A 24,722-nucleotide genomic window follows, 5' to 3' on the forward strand; every position below is an offset into this window, starting at 1 on the left:
GTGTGGGTTACTCGACGGACCAGACGATCTCCTCCGGCAATCGGAACCACTCACCCTGGTGGGCCAACCGGACCGAGGGGTGGTCGTAGTCGACGTCGAATCGATCGGTTGCCAGCGCCTCGACGTCCTGTAACGAGGCGATGAGGATGCTCGGCACGGTCTGGTTCCAGACCCAGGCGGCTTCGATCAGGTACTCGCCCCAGTCCTCGTCCGACGCGTCGGCCGGCGTCGAGAGGAACCGACTGTACGCGTCCCGGTGATCCCAGTCGTGACTGTCGCCGTCGGCGTCTCCAGGCGGCCACGGTACCTCGAACGTTCGCGGCGTGTGCTGTCTGTCCTCGAGCCGCACCCAGTCGTTGAGGTGGCTCGGCAGCGTACGGACGCCGGTCGTGTCCGTCTTGAAGTCGTACTCGCCGCCGCGTCGTCGCTCGCTTTCGGCACCGCTGTCGACGGCGTTGATCGTCACGTCCCAGCCGAACGCCGACAGTTCACTCTCACAGATCTGCGCGATGTCGAGGCGGATGTCCTGCCGAGAGAGGATCTGGATCGTCGCCTGCTCGCCGGGATCGCTGTTGGCATCGCCGTTCTCGCAAACGACAATCTCCTCGCTCTCGTCGTAGCTGTAATTCTCTGAGGCGTCGATGAGTTCCTTAGCTCGGTCTTCGTCGTGATCTCGGGTCTCGAAGTCGACGTCGTCGAGCATCGCGAGGAACTCGTCGGACTGGCCCTCGACGATCTCGTCCGGAAGGCCGTCCCAGGGGAACTCGAGCGGTTCGTAGCCGTAGGGCATCGCCGAAGTGAATGCGTCGCGATCGAACGTGTACTCGATGGCTTTCCGGATGTTAACGTCCCACGTCGGACGGGTGTCGCCGTGCAGGTCGTGACCGTTGTTGAACTTGAGGACAGCTTGTCGGAGCTGGTCCTGCCCGTAGTAGTCGTAGTCGTCAGGCATGAGGCCCTCGTCCTCCGGCTCGACCGGCATTCCCACGTCGGTGTAGTCGATCTGTCCCTCGATGAACGCCAGAAACTCGTCCTCGTGGTAGTCGAGGCGCATCCCCGTGAAATCGAGCGTTTCGGCCGCGAAGTGATCGTCGAATCGCTCGAGGGTCAACGACGTATCGGAGTGTTCGACGTACTCGACCGGTCCGTTTCCGACCGGCGGGTAGAACTGATCTTCGTCGTTGGTAAACTCCTCCCACAGTTCGAGCCACTCGTCGCTCGTCGCGTCGACCGACCCGAGCTCGTCGTGCCAGTCGGCGTGCCGGGTTCGGTTGGCGGCGTACGGTTCGCGGACCAGCGAATCAGTCGCCCAGAACCGGCTCTGCGGGATGTCGTCGCGGAACACCATCGTCGCGGTCTTGTCGCTCTCGACGACGAACCCGTCGTCCTCGAGCAGCCCGCTCTCGCGGGCACCGTCGGCTTCCTGTAGCCAGAAGTGATAGTCGAAGCCGATCGAGACGTCTTCGGTCGTCACCTCGTCGCCGTTGTGCCAGTACCAGTCGTCGCGGTACTCGAGCCAGAGCTCGTTGCCGTCGATATCGTAGTCCGCGACGCCTTCCGCGTGGAGTTCGTCGGTGTTCGGCGTGTAGACGAACGCGCTCGAGTAGAGGAAGTCGTCGGCAGCGACCGAGAGGACGTCGTTGTAATAGTTCCAGCTGTAGTCCGCAGAGAGCGGCTCGTTGATTGCGCTCACGATCGTTCCCTCGTCGTCGTCGAGGTGTGGGTCGTCCGTGCTGTCAGCACAGCCTGCAAGCATCGCGAGTCCGCCGGCAGCGAATCCAGTCTTTGCAACCAGCTCCCGACGGGTGTACCGCCGATTTGCGTTAGGAGACACAGGCTGAGATTCGCGAACTGCATAAAGAGAGCTTATATGATATGTCTGGATCTCTCGGGAGACGACCGGCTGTCCGCATAGCACTGTATAGCCCCCTCCCTGACACTCGTGTGTACGTATCCCACGGGTGGCTATAGTGAGGCGGGCTCCGCTTGGACAGTCCTCGAGACCGACTCAAAGTCGACAGTCGTGGGCGGCGTCGAGGAAGAACGGCTGCGTACAGGTAACGGCGCCGTTAGCCGCCGAGACCTCCGCTCGGATCGACGATGCGTCGACGTCACCGGCGGTGGTCTCGGATCCTCGGTCGACGGAGGCGCCATCCGCGATCCAGGTGATCGACTCGGCGGCGGGCGCGCGAATGCGAATGCGATCGTCGTCGACGTCGATCCGATCGATCGGCGGTGCCTCGCCGTCGCCGTCGTACTGGACGTAGCTGCGACCGGCACGGAGCGCATCGAGGACGCTGGTCGGCGAGCAGTCTTCAAGCACCAGTACCGTCCGCGAGCGGTCGAACCGTTCGGCACCCGCCGGGCGCCGTTTTGCGTGATAGTCATCGTTCGCGAACGCCCAGATCGGTCGCTCGGTACCGAGTTCGCAGAGGAGTTCATCCCAGATTGCCCGGCAGTTCGGGTAGCGATCGCGGGCGTTGAACGCCTCGAGTCCGAGCAGCCCGGCCGTCCGTGCGAAGAGGTCGACGTACGATTCCAGGTCGTCCGGATCCGCCGGATCAACGTACTTGCCCGGGTGGGGAAGGAAGGTGACGCCACCCCGTTCCTCCACGTCTGTCGCGACCGTCTCGAGCGGCTCCTCGTGGCCGTAGCCAAGCGCCGTCCCGAGGTTCACGATGTCGTGTAACCCCTCGAGTCCGCCAAACGACCCCCTGAGTTCGGCTCCTTCGAGTGCGGCCATTCCGAGTGCGTCGGGATCGACTCCCCACCGCGTCCACGGCCAACTCGTTTCCTCGAGACCGTCGAAGTAGGGCTCTCCTTTGTGTTTCGTTCCGTCAACGTAGTACTCGTGTTCGGTTACAGCGAGCACAGTGTACCCCGCGTTTCGGTACTTCTCTACGACAGTGGCCGGAGACGGTCGCGTCTCCTCGAGGACCGCGTCGTGGGCCGGCTCGTGGGCGTCGGAGTCGGAATCGATGCGATTCCGCGGTTCGTGCAGGTGAAGTTGGGCGCGGTGGTGGTCGGTTAGATTCCAGTCGATATCGTCGTACGGGCTCGTAACGCTCATCCACCGAAAGCTTCCGCTGCAGCGGTTAAATTCGACCGTTTTTGAATAGAAATAAGATCGTTTCTCACAGGAGATCGCTATAGTACTCTGTACTCGCTGTCCCCGCTGATCGTCGAGCGGTTTCCCCATCGCTCGCGCGTCGTCGTGCGTACGAACGATCGTTAGTGGTGAGTCGCACGCGTTGGTGCAGGTCGTCGTCGGTGGTTCCGGTACTGGCACACACTGCAGTTGGCCCCGGAATCCACCATCGGTCACCGATCAGCACCCGACGATGGCCTACGAACGAGACCAGCGGACGACCAGATACCACGTCGTTCCGAAAACGAGCAGAAAGGTTCCCCAGACGGCCATGAGGGCCGGCCAAACGCCGTACTGAAGCAGATACGCGACGGTCACGACACAGATTCCCGCGACGACCAGCAACAGGGAGACCGACGACGTAACCGGTTGTCCCACGCTTCGCAGCCGATCGCCAAGCCGTCGGATTCGCTCGAGGAGCCCGAGTGCACTCGACGGTAGTTCGATCCTCATCGCGGTTCCTCCGCGGTGCTGGCGCTGTCGCTATCGTCTGACTCCGTCTCCAGCGGCGGGCTGTCCCAGTAGTCGTGGTCGTCGATGGGCCTGAAACACCGCGTTGTGCCGCCGCACGCACCATCGGTTGCCTCGAGGGACGGCGTCCGTGCGGTACAGATTTCGCGGGCGTACTCACACCGGGTACGGTAGCGACAGCCGCTCGGCACGTTCGTCGCGTCCGGGACGTCGATGCCGCCGACCGGTGGGTCGGTGGGTTCGTCGTCCGGATACAGCTCTGGGGTCGCCCAGCGGAGCGCCTGCGTGTAAGGATGTTGTGGATTCTCGAGCACCTGATCGGGGGTTCCGATTTCGACGAGTTCGCCGAGGTACATTACGCCGATCCGGCCGCCGGTTTTTCCGGCCATGTAGCGGGCGTTCGCGAGATCGTGAGAGACCATCAGGAACGACGTCCCGAACAGGTCCTGGAGTCTGATCAGCAGGTCCATGATCTCGACGCGCAACGAAACGTCGAGCGCGCTGACCGGCTCGTCGGCGAATATCAGATCGGGGTTCGTGAGGAACGCCCGAACCAGCGCGACGCGCTGTTGCTCGCCGCCGCTCAACTGGTGTGGATACCGTTCGAGGTAATCCTCCGGCGGTGTGATCCCAACCTCCCGGAGCAGGGTCGTGAGTATCTGGCGTCGCTCGGTGGCGGTTTTGTCGCCGCGCCAGCGTTTCAACGGTTCAGCCAGGATTCCCGACATTTTCCGATTCGGATTGAGGGCGCTGCCGGGGTCCTGGTGGACAATCTGGAGATTTCGGCGGATCTCTCCCCACGGAATTTCGACGTCGCCGAACCGTCGCCGCGCGTTCCAGATATGCTGTCCCCGGTACTCGACTCGACCGGCCGTTGGCTCCTGGAGCCCGATCGCCGTCTTTCCCAGCGTGGACTTCCCGCAGCCGCTCTCGCCGACGATAACGAGTACATCGTCCGCATAGATGTCGAGCGAAACGCCGTCGACGGCGCGGACCGGAGACGAGGTCCCAAAAAATCGGTCCAACAGCCCTCGTTCGTCAGTCCGAAAGTGGACGTCGACGTCGTCGAGCGAGACGAGCGGCGTCTCGGAACGAGAGCCGGTCTCCGTCTCCGGACGGACAGCTCTCGCCGTCCCCTCGGCTCCCGGGGAGACCGACTCCGCGCCCGAACGGGTACCAGTCGGTTCGGTCCCGTCATCGATTCCGGCGAGCGAAACGACGTCCGCGGCGTCCTTCCAGTGATGGCACCCGACGCGGTGGTTCGCGTTGACCCGGTCGAACTGCGGCTCGTCGCGGCGACACTGCTCGCTCGCGAGCGGGCACCGCGGAGCGTACGAACAGCCTGCGGGCGATTCGACCGGATCGGGTGATCGTCCGTTGATCGGTGCCATCTCCTCGAGTGGAAGCGTCAGATTCGGCGACGCGGTGAGCAACGCTCGCGTGTAGGGATGACTCGCCGCCTTCAGGACCTCGTTCGTCGGCCCGAGTTCGACGATATCGAACGCGTACATGACGGCGAGTCGATCCGCGAACCCCGAGAGCAAAGCAATATCGTGCGTAATGAACACGATCGTGAGATCGTACGTCTCCTTCAGTTCGGACAGCAGTCTGATGATCGACTGCTGCATCAACAGATCGAGCGCCGCCGTCGGCTCGTCCATCACGAGCACGTCCGGCTCGAGGACGAGACTCAGCGCGATGAGGGCCCGCTGTTTCATCCCGCCGCTCAGTTCGTGGGGATGCGCATCGAACACCCGCTCAGGGTCGAGAGAGAGATCCTCGAGGATCCCCCGGGCACGCTCCATGCCGACCGAAACCGGGACGTCGTGGGCAACGAACGTCTCGACGAAGCTCGTCTCGATTTTCCGAACGGGGTTGAACGAACTCATCGCCCCCTGAAAGACCATCGAGACGGTGTCCCAGCGGAACGACCGGAGCGCAGTGTCGCTCAACTCGGTTACGTCGATCGCCTCTCCCTGTTCGGGATTGTAGCGTATCTCCCCCTCGAGGACGCCGGGTTCGGGGATCGCGTTCATGAGCGCCGACGCCAGCATCGACTTTCCGGACCCGCTCTCGCCGACGACGCCGAGGATCTCGTTTCGTTCGATTTCGAGAGTCACGCCGTCGAGCACTCGAGAGCGACCACGATCCATCTCGAAGGTGACCGTTGCGTCCCGAAGCTCCATGACGGGATCGGTGTCCGGATCGGACGACGCGGCGTTCTCGTCGACATCTCGCCCGTCGAACCGTTCGGTCCTGGTCTCGCTCACGACGCGAACACCCCCTGCCCCGTCGCGGTCGTTCGAACCGGTGCAACTCGTCGTGTCGATCTGTGTACGGTGAGTTCGATCATTGTCAGATCCGTCGCCCTCGAGCGCCCGATTCGCCCTGATCGTTCCGCCGTCCGTTCGGTGCCGGGCGATCGTTCGCGCGCGGTCATGGATTCATACCCCCAACGACCCCAGTAGCTGCCAGCAGATGTACAGTCCGAGCGGAATCGCGACGACGACGCTCGCCCGACGGCGGTCGAGATCGCACGCGGTCGTCACGCCGTTGACCCAGACGTGCGCACTCGCGAGCAGTACGCCACAGCCGAGAAGGGTAGTTCCAACCAGAATCGGGTCGCCGGCAGTTTGGCCGGTGTACTCCGTGAGTTTCGCCCACTCCTGTTCCATGCCGAACGGCTCCCAGTCGGGGTACGTGACGGCACGGAGCGCGTAGTATCGGCCCGCCGCCCAGATGATCGCGGCGGGAACGAACGGGAATAGTCCCCAGCCGACGACGCGAATGACGTGGCCGAACAGCGGCGTCCCGCCGAGCGGAATCGACACCAGATAGATCCCCGCTGCGAAGAATCCCCAGAGCAAGATGCCCTCGAGCAGCCGATACAGGCCGAAGATGATGAGCAGATCTATCTGCTCGAGATATGCGGGTCCGAGCGCGAGATAGAGCGCGTACGTCTGGGTCAGGTGGGCGACGCCGACCAGCAACGCAGCCAGCGTCGGTACGACCAGCGTTCCGACCGCCGCCTCGCGCTGCAGAAACGCTTTCAGGCCCGTTCGATTTGCCCCTCTCGTCATCTCCTCTCACCGTACTCGAGTCGTCCGTTCAATCCGCTGTTGGCCGCGACGGGTCCCACCCTGTAACGATCACGATCGCCGTTCCGAGCAGCGTCAGCGCGATCGGGATCAGCGAAAGCGTCGCGACGACAGCTTCGCCTGAATCGGGCTCGATGAACGGGGCGGCAAACGCGAGCAGCAGTAAGAGGAGGATGCTCGCGGTGAACAGAAACCGGACGAGTGACCGTGTGAGTAACATGTTCGAGGGTCATGAACGGAGTTCGGTCGTCGTTTCGAGGAAAGCGGGGGCGTCGACCGTGACTGCCTGGTTCGTCTCGACGAACTGTTCGAGAAACGGGACGCGCCGCCCGATTTCGTCGGGCGTGTGCGAATCCGATCCGAGAACGAACTCGATCTCTCGGTCGACGAAGACGTCCAGCAGCTCCGGGTTGGGGTGTACCCGACCGAGCGATCGAAAGACTCGACCGGCGTTTATCTCCGGTTTCGTCCGCGAGTCAGCGAGCGCCGCCGCGAGCGCTTCGTAGTGCGCCGCCGTCGTGACGCCGCGCAGCTGCGGGTGGCGCTCGGGGAGGTCAAGGTGGGCGGCGATATCGAACAGCTCCGACTCGATCAGTTCGATCACCGTCTCGTAGTACGTATCGACCGCTTCTCGACGGTCCGCCGGCGGGCACTCGGCGTACGGCGCGCCCGTTGCGTAGTCGTACGCTTCAGCGAAGTGAACAGCGCCGATGCTATAATCGAACGCCGCCTCCTCGAGGAACGCGCCGATTTGGTCGTCCGTCCCGCGGACGTAACTCAACTCGACGGCGTCGAACAGCCGCAGGTCGAATCGGTCCCGAGCGTCGTCGATCCGCTCGCGCCGCCGTTCGTACGTCTCGGCGAGATCGTACCGCTCGCGCCGGCTGAAGTCGTCGTCGACGAGGATGCAGTGATCCGCGAGACCGATCCCGGTACAGCCTGCGTCGGCGGCCGCGGTAACCATCGACTCCAGCGACGATCCGTCGGAGAACTGCGTGTGCGTGTGAAGGTCGTACATGTCTGGCTCGATACGCTCAGGTGTCTCCGGAGACGTCGACGAGTCGTTTCCCGTCCAGTTTCGGGAGCTCCGTTCGAGAGTCAAACGAGAGGCTGTACTCCAGAAGGTCACGACACCGAATATCGGCTTTCGCCGCGTACTTCGCGGCCTTCCCGGCGGTGAGTATCTCTCGGTAGCAGTCCAGTTCGGCTGTAGTCGGCTCGTCGCCCTCGAGGTAGCGGTGGATGAGGACCGCTCCGATGGTGTCCTCGGGGGTCGGTTTCCCCTTCGATCCCGCCGCGACGGTGATCGTCGATTTCTCGTCCTCGCGGAGGTGGGCCGCGAGCGCCTTCGCGTTCATCGTCGATCCGATATAGACGTCGACGTCACGCGTTCTCTCGGCTCGCTTCCGAAGATCCGTCACTGCGGCTCCGCCGTTCGACGAGGTGACGGCGGCCGGCCGTCCGTCGACGTCGATCCTCTGGACGTAGCTGGGCGAGTTGAAGAAATCGTACCCTTCCGTCGGCGTGTAGTTCTCGCTGCTTCCACCGCCGATCCGCGCGTCCGAATGTCGGTCTTTGAACGCGAACTCGTCGCCACGCTCGTCGGGAACGTGAACGAAGGTCGCGCCGGCCCGAAGCAGTTCGAGCACCGTGTTCGAGTAGTGGGTCACGTCGATGACGACGTAATTCGCCGTCTCGAGTTGCGCCGGAATCTGGGCACGCGAGGGAATCATCCGCTCCGTAAACCGCTCGTCGATCTGCGCCACTGCTGATGTCACAGCGTAACGTCATCGCGGACGGACTGATCAACGTGTATATGTTAGGTATAGTGTGGTACAGCGTTCTCCGTGACCGATCGTACTACTACTGCGGATCACGGGATGACCGGATTCGCGTCCGATTTCCGTCCGCGAACGTCGCCGCCGCATCGCCCGGCGTCCTCGACTACGACTGCCTCGAGCGACCGATCGACGGTCTCTAGCACCCGGGAAAGAGCCGCGCCGAGCGTCGCGATCGCGGCGAGGACCGGATACGTTCGCTCACACTCCTGGTAAAGGTACTGCTCGAGCGAACCGACCTCGGCCAGCGAGAACCGGCGCTCCCGTCGGATTTCCCGCTGGCGCTCGTCGGCGAGTTCGTCGCAGCGCTCTCGAAGTCCCTCCAGTCGCTCCCTGGTGAGCCAGAGCGCGTTGAACTCGAGCCGTTCCAGCGGTTGGTTCCGAAGAGCGGTGAGTTCCTCGAGGAGGGACGAACACTCCCGTTCGGCGGCGGCGACGCTCTCGCACTCCGTTTCGATCGACGACAGGAGTTGGGCTCGGTTCCTGACGGACTGGCGCGTCGCCGCGAGCAGCGACCGTTTCAGCTGCGGGGAGAGGATCTCGTGGTGGGCGAGCGCGGCCGCCAACTCGTCGCTGAACTCCTCGGCGATGCTCTCGAGCCACGTGTCGTCGTATCGCTCCGCGTAGTGTGGAACGCTCATCACGGTCTCGGCGTACGCCTTCCGAACCGATGTCAGCCCCGGTGGGGCTTCGTCACCGATGCGTCTCGCCGAATTCGAGACGCGTGGCACGGCCGTTTCGAACGCCGCGACGCGCTTTGCGAACCGTTCGAGCGCGCGTCGTTCCCTCGACAACTCCCGTTGCTCTCGCTCGAGCGCTCGCGTCGCCGCCTCGAGCGTGTCCGTTGGCGCGGTCGGCTCCATGGTGGCAACCGCGTCACCTCAGCACCGTAACGGTACCTAGTAGTACTCGATTCGCGTATGTTCGGGCATGTAGCGGCCTATAGGGGGCGGGGAGTCCAGTCCACCCGCCGCAGACGATATTGTGTTCTCGGTAAGTAGTCGAGGGACAACACCATCCAGACTGCTACAGGTAGGTACCAGCACCTCGCGGTGGCTCATTCATGTAGACGAGGCGACCACCGTCGAGGCGGAGAACCGTGAGCGAGTTCCGAACGACCGTCGAGACGCCATTAAACACAGACCATCGAGCGAGTACTCCACAACGCGGTACCCCTGCCCGTTATCGCTTCGGTTGTATCGCGACGGGGAGTCCTTGCAGCATCAACAGATAACATGTATTCCATCCGGATCGATGTTCAGAGGTATTGAATCCCCCTGTTTAACGGAATCTGCCGTACGTTCCATTCTCACTGTGACGCGCTCTTCGTTCGGGAGTTCCACGAACAACTGGACTTGATCCCCCAGATAAAATATGTCGAGAAGTTCTCCGTGGATTTGACCTTGTCTCACGCTGAAATTTTCTGACCGGACCACAGCGATTCCCCCGTAGAGCGGTGAGCGAGCAACGTCGTTCGAAAGACGTTGTACGTCTTTCGTGACTGAGCGAATCAAAGCTAAGCGGGAGCGAAACTCCCGCGAGGTCAGCGGGACTACGTCCCGCCAGAATTAGCGAGGTCAGCGAAACCAAAGGTTTCCCTTGATGACGAGAAACCTTCAGTTCCTCAAACCACGAATGAACCCGACGAGAAAAAGTACGTGGGAACTTGTAGTGAGCAGTAGTTCCACAAGAGTAGGGATATAAAGAAAAATATTTCGATAAATCCATTTATTTATATGTCTGTCGACCGTGTTTTTCTGGTATGGACAAACACCCCATCTCCCGGCGCGGCTACCTCGGTACGACTGGTGTCGTGTTAGGGACCGGTCTTGCAGGCTGTATTGACTCTAGTTCGGCGGCCAATTCAGATGCCTTCAATGTGGACGCTACGTTTGAACTCAGCGGCGACGGCCCGGGAGAACCTGTAACGGTGAGCCTGGTTCTCGACGATAACGAATTCGAGAGAACGTTCCAACCCGGCGAGAAATTTGAAACCGAACTTGACAGCCTCCATGGGGACGCGGAAATCGAGGTGGAATACGAGAAGAAGGTGAAGGCCGAACTAGAGTGGAGTGCGCCAGGAATCGAACTCAATGTCGACATCGAACAAGCACAGTGGGACCATACCACCGGAAATGTCGAAATCTCTCTCGAGAACGAGGAACTGACAACCGCGTTCGACGCCACGCTCACGCTTCCGGAGGCGACCACCGAAATCACTGGTACCGATACCCGGACCGTCCAAGCGGAAACGGAGTACGAAATCGATATCCCCCTCACAGTTGAGGATGACGAAGTTGAGGGGGGGCTTGAGATCGAGTGGGATGACGACGAGGACGACGATGCAGATGATGATGATGATGATGACTTAGATGATGAGGATGACGTCGAGGACGACGATGATGATTGAAGAGAGCTAACGGAATCCAGTTCCGGGCCGTTTTTGTCTACGTGATGAATTCTTGTGAGGTCCCCTCGGATATAGAATACAGGGTCTCAGTGGCTCAGTTGACGTTTAACAACTCCTTGGTAGTTTGACGCTGAGGAGGTCTATGGTCTGACCACGTCACACAGCTTTGATCATCTATTGACCGTAACCGAGTCAAACGTATCGCTCGATGAGAATTTAAACAAAGCCATACCAGTAGATGCTGAATGAGGATACCGCTTGTCCTATTGAAACTGCTCTCCGATCGGTTTCCGACGGAATCCTTATTTGAGCGACTTCACAACTATTGGCTAATGTCAGAAACGGACGAGCGACTCCGTCGCTACCTCGAGGACGAACTCGGCGAGTGTCGCAACGACGACCTCCAGAACCGACTCGCCGAACTCGACGAACTGGAGTCGGTACTCAGTGAGGAGGTCGTTTCGAGCGACGTTCGAACGCTCTCTGCGCTCGGGAACGAGACGCGATACCGACTTGTCCGACTCCTGGTCGAAGCCGACGAGGCGCTGTGCGTCTGTGAAATTACACCGCTTGTTACTGTGAGCGATAGCGCCGTCAGTCACGCGCTTTCCAATCTTACGGAGGCTGGCCTCGTAACCAAACAAAAAGAGGGACGCTGGCGGAAATATCAAGCCACCAGTCGAGCAAGCGCTCTTCTCACTGTTCTCGACGGATCTCGCTGATCTCGTTTTCGTTTGCTGGCTCGAGAGCACTGCGTATCACTCACACAGTTGCAACTCGTCCATTGCACTTATGTATGAGTGCTCGTTCAATTGAAGCATGGTTCAATCAAGTCGGGAAACTCAGTCGGGAGATGCTACAGTTCCCGAAGCTGAGGCGGTCGAGTTCGAAAAAACCAGCAGCAAAAGTAAGCGTCAGCGCGAGGGGGTCGGAAACGGATCGGCGTATGGCGTCCGAACCGGTGAGTCAGACCTACTCTTCTTCGAGGGAATCGTTCCCGAAGAATCGGGTGTTGTCATGAGCGAGTACTCAATTGAAGAGCAGACGGCTCTCTGTCTCGATCGACTCGAATCGCTGCTCTCGGCGCGGGATATGACGCTCGATGACGTGATGAAAATCGAGGTGCAGGTGACCGATATGGACTCTCGAGCGGCCGTCGATGACGTGTATCGGGCTCGATTCGACGGGACGTACCCGCCGCGTACGACCGTTGGCGTCTGCTCACTCCCCGGCAACGCTGCCGTGCAACTCGACGTCATCGCCGCTGATGAATAAGACTACGAGTAGCCAGATGAGCGGAGACAATTTCACGGTAGGGAGCGTGTCGAATCGGCACAGTGAATGGTCGCTATCGGCTGGGGGTCGGTTACGGTGAGCAGCCTCGAGCACGATCACGGGGCGGACTGCGGCTGTCCGGACTGTGGCGATCCACGATCGATGGACTTCCTCGATAAGTATCTCACCGTCTGGATTTTTCTCGCAATGGGAGTCGGCGTTGGCCTCGGCTACGTCGCGCCCGGAGTCGTCGACCCGATCCAGGACTACTACCTCGTCGAGATCGGACTGATCGCAATGATGTACCCGCCGCTGGCGAAAGTCAACTACGGACAACTCCCGCGGGTGTTCAGCGCGTGGCGCGTGCTCAGTTTGAGTCTCATCCAGAACTGGCTCATCGGGCCGACGCTGATGTTCCTGCTGGCGGTGGTTTTCTTCAGCGGGCTCGTCCCACCGTTCCCGGCTCACCCCGAGTACTTTCTCGGGCTGATCTTCATCGGGATGGCTCGCTGCATCGCGATGGTGCTCGTCTGGAACGACCTCGCCGACGGCTCGAGTGAGTACGCTGCCGGCCTTGTCGCGTTCAACAGCGTCTTCCAGATCATCACCTACGGGGTGTATATCTGGTTCTTCGCGCTGTTCCTGCCGCCGCTTTTAGGGATGGACGCGCTGGTTGCCGGCATCGGCACCTTCGACATCACCGTTACCCAGGTGTTCTGGGCGATCGCGATCTTCCTCGGGCTTCCGTTCGCCGGCGGGATCCTCACTCGCCTGGGCGGCGTTCGAGCCAAGGGTGAGGAATGGTACGAAGAGGAGTTCGTTCCGACGATCAGCCCAGTCACGCTGATCGCGCTGCTTTTCACTGTGGTCGTGATGTTCGCCACGCAGGGTGAGAATATCCTCGTCCAGCCGACCGACGTCGTCTGGATCGCCGTGCCGCTGACGATTTACTTCGTCATCATGTTCCTCGTGAGCTTCGCGATGGGCCGTGGCATCGGCGCGGACTACTCGACGACGACGGCTATCGGCTTCACCGCGGCGTCGAACAACTTCGAACTCGCGATCGCCGTCGCCGTCGCCGTCTTCGGCGTCGGCTCCGGTGTCGCGTTCGCGACCGTCATCGGCCCGCTGATCGAAGTACCGGTCCTGTTGGCGCTGGTCAACGTCGCCATCTACTTCCAGAGGAAGTTCGACTGGGCCGGCTACGAGACCGGCCAACTCGAGAGCACGAAGCCGACAACCAACGACGCGACGCCCTCGAAAACGGACGACGACTAACCACCCATGACAATCGACACAGTTCTGATCCCGACCGACGGCAGCGACCCGGCCGAAAACGCGGCTCGACGCGGGTTCGACCTTGCAGCACAGTGTACCGCGGACATCCACGTTCTTTCCGTGGCAGACAGCAGTATCGCCACCGGCGCGGGATACTCGGGAGATTCCCGATCGATTCGCCAACGCCTTCGGGAAACGGCGACCGCTCGAGCGACCTCGCTCAGAGACGAGGCCGCCGAACGCGGACTCGACGCCACTGCCGCGACCCGTGAGGGGATTCCCGCAAAAGAGATCGCCGACTACGCGGACGAACACGATATCGATACCATCGCCATCGGCACGTCCGGACGGGGCGGCGTCGCGCGCGCAGTGGTCGGCAGCGTCGCCGACAAAGTGGTCCGGACCGCATCGGTCCCCGTCCTGACGATCGGTCCCGAAGCGGCGGATATCACCGAGGGCGAATCGACCGTCGATTCGATCCTCCTCCCCACTGACGGCAGCGAGACTGCGATAGCCGCGGCGCGACTGGGTCTCGGGTTCGCGGCCGATCTCGAGGCGACCGTTCACCTCCTCACGGTGATCGACAGCGACCGCGATCGGGTTCTCTCGACGCTCCCGGGATCGGACGCGGGGGCCGACATCGATTCGGACGAGCGCCGTGAGGGGGCAAGCGACGTACTCGAGACGCTCGCAACCGATGCTCGTTCCCTCGGTCTCGACGTCGTCACGGAAACCAGCACCGGCCGGCCGGCCGACGAAATCGTCGACTACGCCGAATCGGCGTCGATCGATCTGATCGCAATGGGGACTGCCGGTCGCGGCGGCTTCGATCGGTACCTCCTCGGAAGCGTGACAGACGAGGTCGTGAGAACGGCGACGGTGCCGGCGTTGACGATCAGAGCGAACGAAGGCGAGTAGCGCCAGTCCACACGCAAGGATTCCCTATAGTAGCCACTGGAAGTCAATGCACACTCGACCGCAGGACGACGTTGCGATCGATGTGTAAATCGTTTCAGTGGCTACTATAATCCGATAGCTTATGGGTTTCTGGATCGCATAATTGAACGATGACTTCGGACGACAGCCAACGGAACGGGCCGGAGGGGTGTGAGTTGTCCATCGACGACGACACAATCGCCAGCGTAACGGACCGACCGCTCGAAACCCAAGTCGACCTGTTCTCGACGCTTGGCAACGAGACGCGGTACCGGATTCTACTCCTGCTCGCCGAAGCGGACGAGCCGGTCTGTGGCTGTGAAATCGAACCGCACCTCGACGTCGGCCAGAGCAGCATCAGCCAGTCTCTCTCTCGGCTCCGGAAAGCCGGACTGGTCTCGAGGACCAAAGACGGCCGTTGGCGATACTACGAACCGACGGAGATCGGTGAGACGCTCGCTGCACTTGTCGAATCGGACGTCGCCACGGAGCCGTTGATCGCTGACTGACCCGTCCGCCGGCCGTTGTCGATCGTCGTTTTGTCCGGTTCACCGACCCCGTCCGTACCCCTCGTTCGCTGAGTTGAGACGCTCTTACTGCAGCTATCGTCCGATAGTACGTGAACCGGTCTCTGAGTTTAGAGCGGTTTTATAATTTTCTGACACTCGTGTGGCGACTATATGAGGGAATTTTAATATTATGATTCAATAATATGGGGCCATGCCTGGGAGAGACATACTCAGCAGAGGGACGAACTGTGAGTGGTCCAGACCATGAGCCTGGATATTACGGAAAAGGTGGGCAAGCCGGCGGATGGCGTCTCGAGACGCACGGTCCTGAAATCGATCGGCCTCGCCGCCGCCGGGGCGGGTCTCGGCGGAACGTACTACTTTACAGATATCGGGAGCGCGGACGATCCGCTCGAGTACGATGTCGAGGAGGTATCGACCGCGTGCTGGATCGGCAAACAGGACTGTACGATGCGGGCGAAGGTCGTCAACGATCGCGTCGTCCAGCTCAGGCCGGATCCGAACGACGAGGTGATCGATGGACTCTGTCCGAAGGGCGTCTCGACGGTTGCGGACCTCTACGATCCGTACCGTATCAAACAGCCGCTCAAACGAGTCGACGGCGAGAAAGGCGAGGTCGGCGAGTTCGAGCCGATCTCCTGGGAGCAGGCTGCCGAAGAAATCGGCGAGGAACTCGCCCCGATGCTCGAGGACGATCCCCGTCGCGTCCACTTCCAGATCGGTCGCGTCAAAGGCGCGGAGTGGCACATGGACGGCTGGGTCGAAGCCCTCGAGGAGGAGTACGGCGAGGGGATCAACGTGCGCGGCCACGGAAACGTCTGTGCGACGGGGAACAAGATGGCGCTCAGTCGAATGGGTGCCGGCTTCTCGTCGCCAGAACCGGACTTCCACAACACCGAGTTCTTCCTGAACTGGGGCTGGAACGCGACTCAGGCCGGTGGGCCACACCTGTGTAACACGACCTACTCCCGGGAGATGTCCGAGGGGTACGAAAACGGGATGGACATCGCCGTGCTCGACCCGCAGCGACGAGGGGCGGGCCAGTGGTGCGACGAGTGGCTGCCGATCGAACCCGGTACCGATCTTGCCTTTTTCCTCGCGTTCAATCACGTGCTTCTCGAGGAGGAGTACATCGACGAGTGGTTCCTCACGAACACCACGAACGCGCCGTGTCTCGTCTACACCGAGGGCGACAACGAGGGCGAGGTCGTCCGTGCGGCCGACGTCGATGACCTCGACGAAGAGTCGGAGGATCCGCTCGAGTCCGACGCGGCGATCCTCTGGACCGAAGGCGAGGTCGTCTACGACGAGGACGCCGACGAACTCACGGTTCACGAGGAGACCCTGCCGGACGATCCCCACGACCCGACGGCGGTGGGGACGGCCGCGCTGCGCGTCGATGACGACCTCGAGGTCGACGGCGACGAGGTCCGGCCGGCGTTCGAACTGTTCGCGGAGTCCGTCGCAGAGTACGATCCCGAGTGGGCGGCCGAAATCACCGACCTCCCCGCCGAGCAGATCCGACGCGTCGCCGAAAAATGGGGCGAAGAGGCCCGAATCGGCTCGACGACGACGGTCGAGGTAAACGGCGAGCGTCGCCAGGTTCCCTACCGCCCGGTTTCGATGTCGCTGTATCACGTCAGCCAGCAGGAACTGGGGCCGACCGCGATGCAAGCGGGGATGATGCCACTGTTCCTCGTCGGGGCCGTCGAGACGGTCGGAAGCAGCCGAACCGGCTACGTGAACGCGCCGGATCCGTCCTCCCGGGAACACGTTCGTGAGCGAGCGTTCGATCCCGAGGAGACGCTGACCTGGGAGCCCGATGCGCCGGATCTCGAGGGTACCTACTTCCATCCGGACGCGAACGGCTCCTACGCCAAGGTCCCTCACGTGCTGAACAACCCCGACGAGTACAACCTCCCGCACGATCCGGAGGACATGGCCGTCGTCGTCTGTTATGCGAACCCGCTCGCGGGGGCGCCAAACCGAGAGCGGACACGAGAGGGCTACTCCCAGTACGGAACGGTCATCGCGGTCGATCCGGAGATGAGTGATACGGCGGCGTACACCGCCGACTACGTGTTGCCCACGACGACCGTCGACAAGTACGAGAACGCTAAAGACGGGATGAGCAACACCCACTACACGAGTTCGACGCGAACGGCCCCGATCCCGCAGTTGTGGGAGTGTCGCGACGAGGGAGACATCTTCAAGGACCTCGCCGCTGCGCTCGACGTCGGCGACAACTACGTCGACTACGTCAACGAGGCGTTCGAACTCGAGGACGGCGACGCATTCGACGATGTCGACGAACTCACGGTCGAGGAGTGTCTGGATCGGTCACCCAGGTACGGCGAAGAGTACCGCGAGGGTCCTCAAAGCGAGGAACGACCGCTCACCGAGCGCTACTGGGCGCTCATGCCCGAGTCCGACCATCTCGACGAGGACGTCCACCGGACCGAGTACAGCCCCTTCGGGTTCAAGTGGCAGTTCTACCTCGAGTCGTTCGAACTCCTCGGGGAGAACGTCCGCGAGGGCTTCGAGGACGAATACGGCGACGACCCCACCGAGCAGTTCCCGTACATACAGGACATCAACGGGTTCGCACAGTGGCGCGAGCCGACGATGTGGAACTCGCCCGACGAGTACGATCTGACGCTGTTCGACTACAAACAGATCGAACACAAGCAGTCCCGAACCGCACAGAACCCGCTTCTCAACGAACTCGCGCCGAACAACTACATCCGAATGAACTCGCGCGACGCAGCCGAGATCGGCGTCTCCGACGGCGACCGGGTCGTCGTCGAGAGCCACAACGCGGTCACCGGCGACACCTACCAACTCGAGGGCGACCTGATGGTACTCGAGGGGATCAAACCCGGAACGATCGCAATCCCGTACGGCAACGACACCCACACGCAACACCCGAACGTCAAGGCGCTCGACGAGGGCGCGAATCCGAACGATCTCTTCGATTCGACGGAGGGGTACTGTTCGTGGTCGGCCGATCAGTCGTTCCATATCCGCGTCACCGTCGAGCCCGCCGGGGGTGATGGCGCATGACCCAGATGGGGATGGCTATCGACTTAGAGCGCTGTCAGGGCTGTCGGGCCTGCGTACTGGCCTGCAAGACGGAAAACGACACGCCCCGCGGCGCGTTCTGGATGAACGTCTTCCGCCACGAGGAAGGCGAGTTCCCGGACGTAGACCAGGGCTTTACGCCGAACCCGTGTCATCACTGTTCGGAGCCGTCCTGTGCGGAGGTCTGTCCGACGACGGCCCGCTTCAAGCGGGAGTCGGACGGGATCGTCCTCACGGATTACGACACCTGTATCGGCTGTCGGTACTGCGAGGTCGGCTGTCCGTACGGCGTCAACTACTTCCAGTGGCGTGACTCCCCGGAGGGACAGTACGGCTTCGCAACTGGCGACGAACTCGTCGACGAGGTCCATCAGAACCTACAGGAACTCGACGACGAGTTCGAGGGCAGCGATCGACCGTGGGCCGACCACAGCCTGAGCGAGACCCAGGAGCCACGCGGAAACAAGCTGGGCGGCGGCGACCACAAGGTCGGCACGATGGGCAAGTGTACGTTCTGTGTTCACCGACAGGACGGCGACGACGAGGAGCTCCGGGGGACGACCGCCTGCGAGGAAGTCTGTCCGACCAACGTCATTCACTTCGGAGATATGGAGGATCCGGAGAGCAAGCCCCGCCAGCACCTCGAGGCCAAGGGACGTACACAGCAGTGGAAGATGCTCAAAGAGACCGGCAACGAGCCGAACGTCGTCTATCTCGGCGATCAGCCGACCAGCGACGCTCGAAACATGGAAGACGACTACAAGGATCCGGACGAGGCGATCGACGCCGAGACCGAGCGCGAACCCCAGTACCTCGCGGCCGACGGAGGTGAGATCCAATGAGTGCGATCGATGCGGATATCGAGCGACTCACGGAACCGCTCCGCGGAACCTCGACCAAGTTCTACGTCGCACTCGCCATTGCAGCGATCCTCTCGTTCGCGACGGCGGCCGCGTATTTCACCCAGCTCCGGTTCGGGATGGCCGTCACCGGCCTTCGCGGCTGGGGAACCCAGGGTGGCGTCCCGTGGGGGCTGTACATCGGGACGTTCATCTGGTGGATCGGGATCGCCCACGGCGGCGTTGCGATCTCCGCTGCAGTCAGGTTGTTCGATTTCGAGGAGTTCCTGCCGATCGCCCGAATCGCCGAAATCCTCACCCTGATCGCGCTCCCGATGGCAGCGACGAACATCCTGTTCGACATCGGCCGCCCCGACACGCTCTGGGTGATGATCGCCAACTGGCCCTCGACGGTCCAGAGTTCGCCGCTGACCTGGGATATGACGGCGACGTTCCTCTATTTCATTATGGCAGGAACGTACCTCATCATCACGCTGCGAAACGATATCTACGACTGTCGGCAACGCGATACGCTACCGTCGGCCTTTGAGCCACTCTACAAACTGTTGCTGGTCGGCTACCGACCCAGTGAGCGCGAAAAGACCCACCAGATGGCGTGGTGGATGGCGATCGGTATCCTGTTACTCGTCCCGTTGATGAGCGGTGGCGTGGTCCCGTGGCTGTTTGCAACGATGGGAATGCACCCCGGCTGGTTCGGTGCCTCCCACGGACCCGCGATGTTCGCGGAGTCGATGACCTCCGCCATCGCCGCCGTGGTGATCACTGCGGCCGTGTTCCGGTGGGCCTACGGCTGGGACGACGTGATCAGCGACGATATTTTCCGCGGCCTGAACAAGGCGCTGATCGTGCTCGTGCTTGTGACTCTGTGGTTCCTCGCTCAGAGTCTCGTCACCGGCTCCTACCCGGCTGCACCCGCCGACACAGGTCAGATCACCGAGTCGCTCGTGAGCGGCGGTATGGCGGTGCCGTTCTGGCTCTCCGTCGGCGGCCTGCTCATCGGACTGGGGTACTTCGTCGCGCAGGCGCTCCAACCGTCGCTGTTCAGCGTCGCAGCCTCGGTGGTCGCCGCCGTCCTCGTGACCACGGCGATCCTGCTGAAGAAGATCGTCTTCGTCGTCGAAGGGCTGCTTTACCCGACGCAAGAGCCACTCGCAAGTATGTTTACCGAAAACAGTTACTGGCCGACACTCACCGAATTGACGATGGCGTTCGGAACGATCGCCGTTGCCGTGCTCATCTTCCTCGTGGTCACGAAAATGATCCCGATCGTCGAACTCGAGCACGCCAGAGCGCCACCTGATGAGACCGAAGACGCCGACGCGGAGGTGACCGACGCATGAGCCTCGGTCTGTGGGTAATGTTCGGCCTTGTGCTCGTGCCGCTGTACGTGACGCTGCTCGGCTGGTTCCTCGGGGAGCCGCGAGATCACCGAACTGCCGGCATCGGCGTCGGGATCCTGGCAGGTCTGCTCCTGTTGATGATCCTCGGCGCGCTCATCCCGATCGGCTTCCAGGTGATCATCCCCGGATGATCACACCGCCGATCCCGTATCGACATGCAACCGCCGTTTCGTCGGAGTACCGGATGCGACGCCATCGTTCCGTTATGAAACTGCACCCTTCCGAACGACCACACGATCTATGAACCGAGACCCGCAGACAACTGAAGAGGCGGACCTGACTGAGATCGGTGCGCTGCTGGCACCGGCCTACCGAACGCTCGGACAGCTCTACCTCGAGCCACCCGCGGAGCCAACGGTCGACGCGATCCGAACGTGGTGTGAACGAGTCACTGACGGATCGCTTCCACCGGACATAGAGGAGGCCGTCGATACCATCGGAACAGCCGAAACCGACCCCGATACCCTCCGGTCTGCGTTTACGAGACTGTTACAGGGCGTCAGCTACGGCGAGTCGACGCCGCCGCCGTACGAATCGATGTACGTCGACGAGATGCTCAACGGCCCGAGCACGACCGAAGTCGAGGCGTTTTACTTCGAGATGGGAGTCGACCTCGCCGTCGAGGACGAACTGATCGATCACGCGGGTTACGAGCTGTCGTTCCTCGCCGAACTCTGTGAACGCGGCGACCGGGAGGCCCAACTCGGGTTCATCAGAACGCATCTCGGGGACTGGTTACCCGAATTTCACGAGGTCGCGATGGATGAACGCGGGGGCGGCGAGCCGCCGGCGTTCTACCGCGGCGTCTTCTCGCTGACCGAATCGCTGCTCGAGTTACACGCCGAAATGCTGGAGGAAGACGATGACTGACGACGCCGATGTTGGCGCGTTCGTCTGCTCGTGTGCCGACACCTGCGACATCGACCTCGAGACGGCTCGCGAGCGGGTCGACGGCGTCTCGATGGCGGCGAGCTCCGATCTCCTCTGTGAGGGAGACACCGTCCGTGACGTCTGCAGCGTCGTCGAGGATCGCGACCTCGAGGAGCTCATCCTCACCTGTCCCGCCGCAGCGGGACAGGAACGACTCGAGCGCATCGAACGGGAGACCGGGGCGACCGTCCACTTCGTCGACCAGCGCGAGGGGGCTGGCTGGGTCCACGACGAGCCGGCGGCCACGGAGAAGACGGCACGGCTAGTCAACGCCGCCCGTGCGGGACTCGACGTCGGCAGCGAGCCCACCCCGATCGGCGAAACCGTCGGGCGATCCGTCGCCGTCGTCGGCGACGCACAACTGGCCGCCGCCATGCCGGAATCCGCCGAGGTCTCGCTGATCGCAGACGGACGGGAGTTCGACGACGTTAGTACCGATCTCTCGGACGTCCGATTCGAGCGCGGCCGCGTCCTCGATGTCTCGGGCTCGCTCGGGGAGATCGAAGTCACGCTCGAGGCGCGAGTTACAGAGGACTGTATCGACTGCATGGACTGCGTCCGCGTCGATCCCGATGACGTGGTCACGCGGACACCGATCGACATCAGTCCGGACGCCTCGGGCGGCGAGTGGACCGACGTCTGCCCGACCGATGCGATCGATCTCGAGGGCGTCCGGCGAACCGTTTCGTTCGACCAGGTCGTCCACCCGGGGGGCGAGGACAACACCCCCGGAGGAACCACCGGCTACCACACCGACGCCGATCTCGGGACGATCGCGGCCGTCAGCGACCTGCTAGAGCCCGATCGGTCGTCGTTCCTCGATCTCGAGATGGACGTCTGTGCCTCGGGTGACTCCGGACAGGAGGGGTGTCGGGCCTGTTACGACGCCTGTCCCCACGATGCGGTGTCGAAGCCCGCACCGCACGAAGTGGAGTTCGATCTTTCGGCCTGCCAGAACTGCGGGGCCTGTACGAGTTCCTGTCCAACCGGGGCGGTCGACCTCGCGGACCGATCCAACGAGCGGATCGCTCGCGAGGTCGAAGCGCTCGTCGACGAGGAACCGAGCGGGGGGCTGCTCGACTGGTCGTCGACGACCGCAATCGACCCGCAAGTCGTCGCGTTTGTCTGTTCGGAGCGGGCCGAGACGGCGCTGTCGAGATACGGTCAGATGGCCGCAAGCGGCCGGGAAGACGTTTCCTACCCGCCGATCCTTCCCGTTCGCGTGAACTGTACCGACACGGTCGGGCAGGCCCACGTCCTGCACGCGCTCGCTGCCGGTGCCGACGGCGTGACGATCGTCGGCTGTGGCAACGACTGTGCGCACTCCGGTCCCGATCCGAAAGCCGAACTTGTCGAGCGGTTGAACGCCGCGACGACCGATCTCGGACTAGGCGAGCGCGTCAGGTTCCTCGCACCCAATTCCGAGACGTCTGGCGAGTTCGCCCACTCGCTGTCGGCGTTCGTCGAGGAACTGACGGAAACGCCGATCCCGCCGGGCGAACACGAGGCTTCGGGGACGTCCCTCACCGCCGAGGACGACCTGCCCGCCTACGGCAACCGTGTTTGGTCCCTCGAGAGCATCCGGACGATCCTCGAGTACGTCGACCCCGGACGGGAGCGGATCCGCGGCCTCGAAAACTTCGGGACGATGTCGGTCAGCGACGCCTGCGGCCTGACTCCGACCTGCGCGAACCTCTGTCCGACCGGCGCGATCCGCCGGGAGGACGGCGAGGGAACGCTCGAGTTCAGCCACGAGCGGTGCGTCGACTGCGGGCTCTGTGAGACCGGCTGTCCCGAGAGCGCGATCACGATGGAGACGGGCCTCGACATCGAACTCTTGCCGGAGGAAAACGGCGGCGACGCCTGGACGACCGTCCACGAAGCGGAGCTGTTCGAGTGTCGAAGCTGTGGCGCGGTCGTCGCCAGCGTCTCGACCGTCGAGGACCTGAAAGCCCAACTTCCGGACGGGCAGATGGACGGCGTCGAGGGCCACATGGCGGAGTACTGTAGCGACTGTAAGGGCGATCTTGCGTTCAAATTATGAACACGACCGACTCGACGACACGACTCACGACGGACCGACCGATGGCCGACAACCGACCGAGAAATCTTCCCGGGGTGACACGACCATGACCGTCACCGAATCACGGCTTCGCGAGCGACTCCGAGACGTCGAGGACCCTGCTCTCGGTATCGACATCGTCTCGTTGGGGCTGGTCACCGACCTCCGCATCGACGACGGCGTCGCCGAGATCACCCTCGCGTTCAACGCGCCCTACGCGACCGACGAGATGGAGATGGGTGACCGAATCCGAGAGGTCGCCGCCGACCTCGGCCTCGAGACCAGACTATCCGTGACCGTTCCTCAGCGCGATTCCGCGAACCCGCTTCCCGGTGTGCGAAACGTTATCGCCGTCTCCTCCGGGAAGGGTGGCGTCGGCAAGACGACCGTCGCGACGAACCTCGCGGCCGGACTCGCCGACGAGGGAGCACGTGTCGGCCTGCTCGACGGCGACATTTACGGCCCAAACGTCCCGAAGATGATCGGGATCGACGGCGAACCGGGGATGACCGACGACGGGAGCCTGGTACCGCCGGAGGCCTACGGCGTGAAGGTGATCAGCATGGCATTTCTGACTCGAGACGGCGACGATCCGGCCGTGTTGCGGGGGCCGATGGTCGACAAGATCCTCATCCGACTCATCGAGGACGTCGAGTGGGGCCGGCTCGATTACCTCGTGGTCGATCTCCCGCCGGGGACCGGCGACGCCCAGCTCACGCTGGTTCAGACGCTGCCGGTGGCCGGCTCCGTCGTCGTAACGACGCCCGAAGACGTCGCCCTCGACGACGTCCGAAAGGGGATCGAGATGTTCCGGAACCACGACACGCCCGTCCTCGGAATCGCCGAGAACATGAGTGCGTACCACTGTCCTGACTGCGGCGGCGAACACGCCCTGTTCGGCAGCGGCGGCGGCCGAGAGGTCGCCGAGACGTACGGCGTCCCGCTGCTCGAGGAGATTCCGATGAACCCCGAAATCAGGACCCGGAGCGATGACGGCGCCCCGGTCGTCTGTTGGGATACCGATGCTTCGGAGCCGTTCGAGGCCCTCGTCGAGTCGGTCGCCAACCGGGTCGGAGCGGTCAATCGGGCCGCCGTCGCCGGTATCGATCCTGACGATCCCGATCCCGACGATCTCTCGACGCCGGCGAGCTACGGCGGGCTCGAGAACGAGGCCGGGACCGACTCGACGACTGATCCCGACGGGACATCAGCCGAGGCCGACCCGGACATCTCGGTCGACGGCGACGCGTCGAGCGCCGAGACGACGAACGCGGACGAACGGGACACTGAGGACGATTCGGATGGAGCGGAACCTTCACTCGGCGGGCTGGACGTCTCCGATCGCGGCTAGCCCGTTACAGCGGTCGGAGCGGTCAGCAGTCAGCCTAGTTGATGGACGGTGGCT

The 24,722-nt window shown here is 62.5% G+C and carries 23 protein-coding genes; 13 read left to right on the top strand and 10 right to left on the bottom strand.

Translation table 11 applies throughout. The features are described 5' to 3' along the window. Positions 1–7 precede the first annotated feature (7 nt). From NATTI_RS0111030 to NATTI_RS27485, 10 genes are all read right to left on the bottom strand, one after another. Entirely contained in the window at positions 8–1,834 is a 1,827-nt protein-coding gene (locus NATTI_RS0111030; RefSeq protein ID WP_241434291.1) for an ABC transporter substrate-binding protein, read from the bottom strand. A gap of 174 nt (positions 1,835–2,008) precedes the next feature. Further along, on the bottom strand, positions 2,009–3,070 hold the full coding sequence (locus NATTI_RS0111035) for a PHP domain-containing protein (RefSeq protein ID WP_006089496.1): 1,062 nt from the start codon (positions 3,068–3,070) through the stop codon (positions 2,009–2,011). 276 nt (positions 3,071–3,346) lie between these two features. Further along, positions 3,347–3,601 carry a hypothetical protein gene (locus tag NATTI_RS0111040; RefSeq protein WP_006089497.1) on the bottom strand — a complete coding sequence of 85 codons (255 nt, stop codon included), beginning with the start codon at positions 3,599–3,601 and terminating at the stop codon, positions 3,347–3,349. After that, positions 3,598–5,889: an ABC transporter ATP-binding protein gene (locus NATTI_RS0111045; protein ID WP_006089498.1), complete on the bottom strand. Its 2,292-nt coding sequence runs from the start codon at positions 5,887–5,889 to the stop codon at positions 3,598–3,600. The genes NATTI_RS0111040 and NATTI_RS0111045 overlap by 4 nt, the downstream gene beginning before the upstream one ends. A gap of 174 nt (positions 5,890–6,063) precedes the next feature. Then, the gene (locus tag NATTI_RS0111055) at positions 6,064–6,699 is read right to left on the bottom strand and encodes a YIP1 family protein (RefSeq protein ID WP_006089499.1); all 636 of its coding nucleotides are present in this window, start codon (positions 6,697–6,699) and stop codon (positions 6,064–6,066) included. Between the two features lie 28 nt (positions 6,700–6,727). Then, on the bottom strand, positions 6,728–6,937 hold the full coding sequence (locus NATTI_RS0111060; protein WP_006089500.1) for a hypothetical protein: 210 nt from the start codon (positions 6,935–6,937) through the stop codon (positions 6,728–6,730). 9 nt (positions 6,938–6,946) lie between these two features. Next, positions 6,947–7,735, bottom strand: coding sequence for a PHP domain-containing protein (locus NATTI_RS0111065; RefSeq protein WP_006089501.1), 789 nt, complete (start codon positions 7,733–7,735; stop codon positions 6,947–6,949). A 16-nt stretch (positions 7,736–7,751) separates the two neighbouring features. Then, on the bottom strand, positions 7,752–8,483 hold the full coding sequence (locus NATTI_RS0111070) for a 2-phosphosulfolactate phosphatase (RefSeq protein WP_006089502.1): 732 nt from the start codon (positions 8,481–8,483) through the stop codon (positions 7,752–7,754). Positions 8,484–8,590: 107 nt separating this feature from the next. Continuing rightward, a complete protein-coding gene (locus NATTI_RS0111075) occupies positions 8,591–9,418 on the bottom strand; it encodes a DUF7260 family protein (RefSeq protein ID WP_006089503.1) in 828 nt (275 codons plus the stop codon). Between the two features lie 360 nt (positions 9,419–9,778). After that, positions 9,779–9,991 carry a TOBE domain-containing protein gene (locus NATTI_RS27485; RefSeq protein ID WP_161606821.1) on the bottom strand — a complete coding sequence of 71 codons (213 nt, stop codon included), beginning with the start codon at positions 9,989–9,991 and terminating at the stop codon, positions 9,779–9,781. 326 nt (positions 9,992–10,317) lie between these two features. Here NATTI_RS27485 and NATTI_RS0111080 point away from each other — a divergent pair, with 326 nt between their 5' ends. From NATTI_RS0111080 to NATTI_RS0111140, 13 genes are all read left to right on the top strand, one after another. Then, on the top strand, positions 10,318–10,965 hold the full coding sequence (locus NATTI_RS0111080) for a hypothetical protein (RefSeq protein WP_241434294.1): 648 nt from the start codon (positions 10,318–10,320) through the stop codon (positions 10,963–10,965). A gap of 332 nt (positions 10,966–11,297) precedes the next feature. Then, positions 11,298–11,687, top strand: coding sequence for an ArsR/SmtB family transcription factor (locus tag NATTI_RS0111085; protein ID WP_006089505.1), 390 nt, complete (start codon positions 11,298–11,300; stop codon positions 11,685–11,687). 97 nt (positions 11,688–11,784) lie between these two features. Continuing rightward, the gene (locus NATTI_RS27325; RefSeq protein ID WP_006089506.1) at positions 11,785–12,240 is read left to right on the top strand and encodes a RidA family protein; all 456 of its coding nucleotides are present in this window, start codon (positions 11,785–11,787) and stop codon (positions 12,238–12,240) included. A gap of 66 nt (positions 12,241–12,306) precedes the next feature. Next, positions 12,307–13,518, top strand: a complete 1,212-nt coding sequence (arsB, locus tag NATTI_RS0111095; RefSeq protein WP_006089507.1) for an ACR3 family arsenite efflux transporter — start codon at positions 12,307–12,309, stop codon at positions 13,516–13,518. A gap of 6 nt (positions 13,519–13,524) precedes the next feature. Further along, positions 13,525–14,436 carry a universal stress protein gene (locus NATTI_RS0111100; protein ID WP_006089508.1) on the top strand — a complete coding sequence of 304 codons (912 nt, stop codon included), beginning with the start codon at positions 13,525–13,527 and terminating at the stop codon, positions 14,434–14,436. Between the two features lie 149 nt (positions 14,437–14,585). Beyond that, the gene (locus NATTI_RS0111105; protein ID WP_006089509.1) at positions 14,586–14,963 is read left to right on the top strand and encodes an ArsR/SmtB family transcription factor; all 378 of its coding nucleotides are present in this window, start codon (positions 14,586–14,588) and stop codon (positions 14,961–14,963) included. 264 nt (positions 14,964–15,227) lie between these two features. Beyond that, positions 15,228–18,047, top strand: a complete 2,820-nt coding sequence (locus tag NATTI_RS0111110) for a molybdopterin-containing oxidoreductase family protein (RefSeq protein WP_006089510.1) — start codon at positions 15,228–15,230, stop codon at positions 18,045–18,047. Continuing rightward, positions 18,044–18,907, top strand: coding sequence for a 4Fe-4S dicluster domain-containing protein (locus NATTI_RS0111115; protein WP_006089511.1), 864 nt, complete (start codon positions 18,044–18,046; stop codon positions 18,905–18,907). Before NATTI_RS0111110 ends, NATTI_RS0111115 begins: the two co-directional genes overlap by 4 nt. Beyond that, complete coding sequence (gene nrfD, locus NATTI_RS0111120; protein WP_006089512.1) at positions 18,904–20,265, top strand: NrfD/PsrC family molybdoenzyme membrane anchor subunit; 1,362 nt, start codon at positions 18,904–18,906, stop codon at positions 20,263–20,265. The genes NATTI_RS0111115 and nrfD overlap by 4 nt, the downstream gene beginning before the upstream one ends. Beyond that, on the top strand, positions 20,262–20,456 hold the full coding sequence (locus tag NATTI_RS0111125; protein WP_006089513.1) for a hypothetical protein: 195 nt from the start codon (positions 20,262–20,264) through the stop codon (positions 20,454–20,456). The genes nrfD and NATTI_RS0111125 overlap by 4 nt, the downstream gene beginning before the upstream one ends. 109 nt (positions 20,457–20,565) lie before the next feature. Then, the gene (locus NATTI_RS0111130; protein ID WP_006089514.1) at positions 20,566–21,195 is read left to right on the top strand and encodes a TorD/DmsD family molecular chaperone; all 630 of its coding nucleotides are present in this window, start codon (positions 20,566–20,568) and stop codon (positions 21,193–21,195) included. Beyond that, positions 21,188–23,299 (top strand): hydrogenase iron-sulfur subunit, encoded by a 2,112-nt coding sequence (locus NATTI_RS0111135; RefSeq protein ID WP_006089515.1) that lies wholly within the window; start codon positions 21,188–21,190, stop codon positions 23,297–23,299. The genes NATTI_RS0111130 and NATTI_RS0111135 overlap by 8 nt, the downstream gene beginning before the upstream one ends. 85 nt (positions 23,300–23,384) lie before the next feature. Continuing rightward, on the top strand, positions 23,385–24,668 hold the full coding sequence (locus NATTI_RS0111140; RefSeq protein ID WP_006089516.1) for an Mrp/NBP35 family ATP-binding protein: 1,284 nt from the start codon (positions 23,385–23,387) through the stop codon (positions 24,666–24,668). Positions 24,669–24,722 lie beyond the last annotated feature (54 nt).

Origin of the sequence: Natronorubrum tibetense GA33 (assembly GCF_000383975.1) — an archaeon.
GTDB lineage: Archaea > Halobacteriota > Halobacteria > Halobacteriales > Natrialbaceae > Natronorubrum > Natronorubrum tibetense.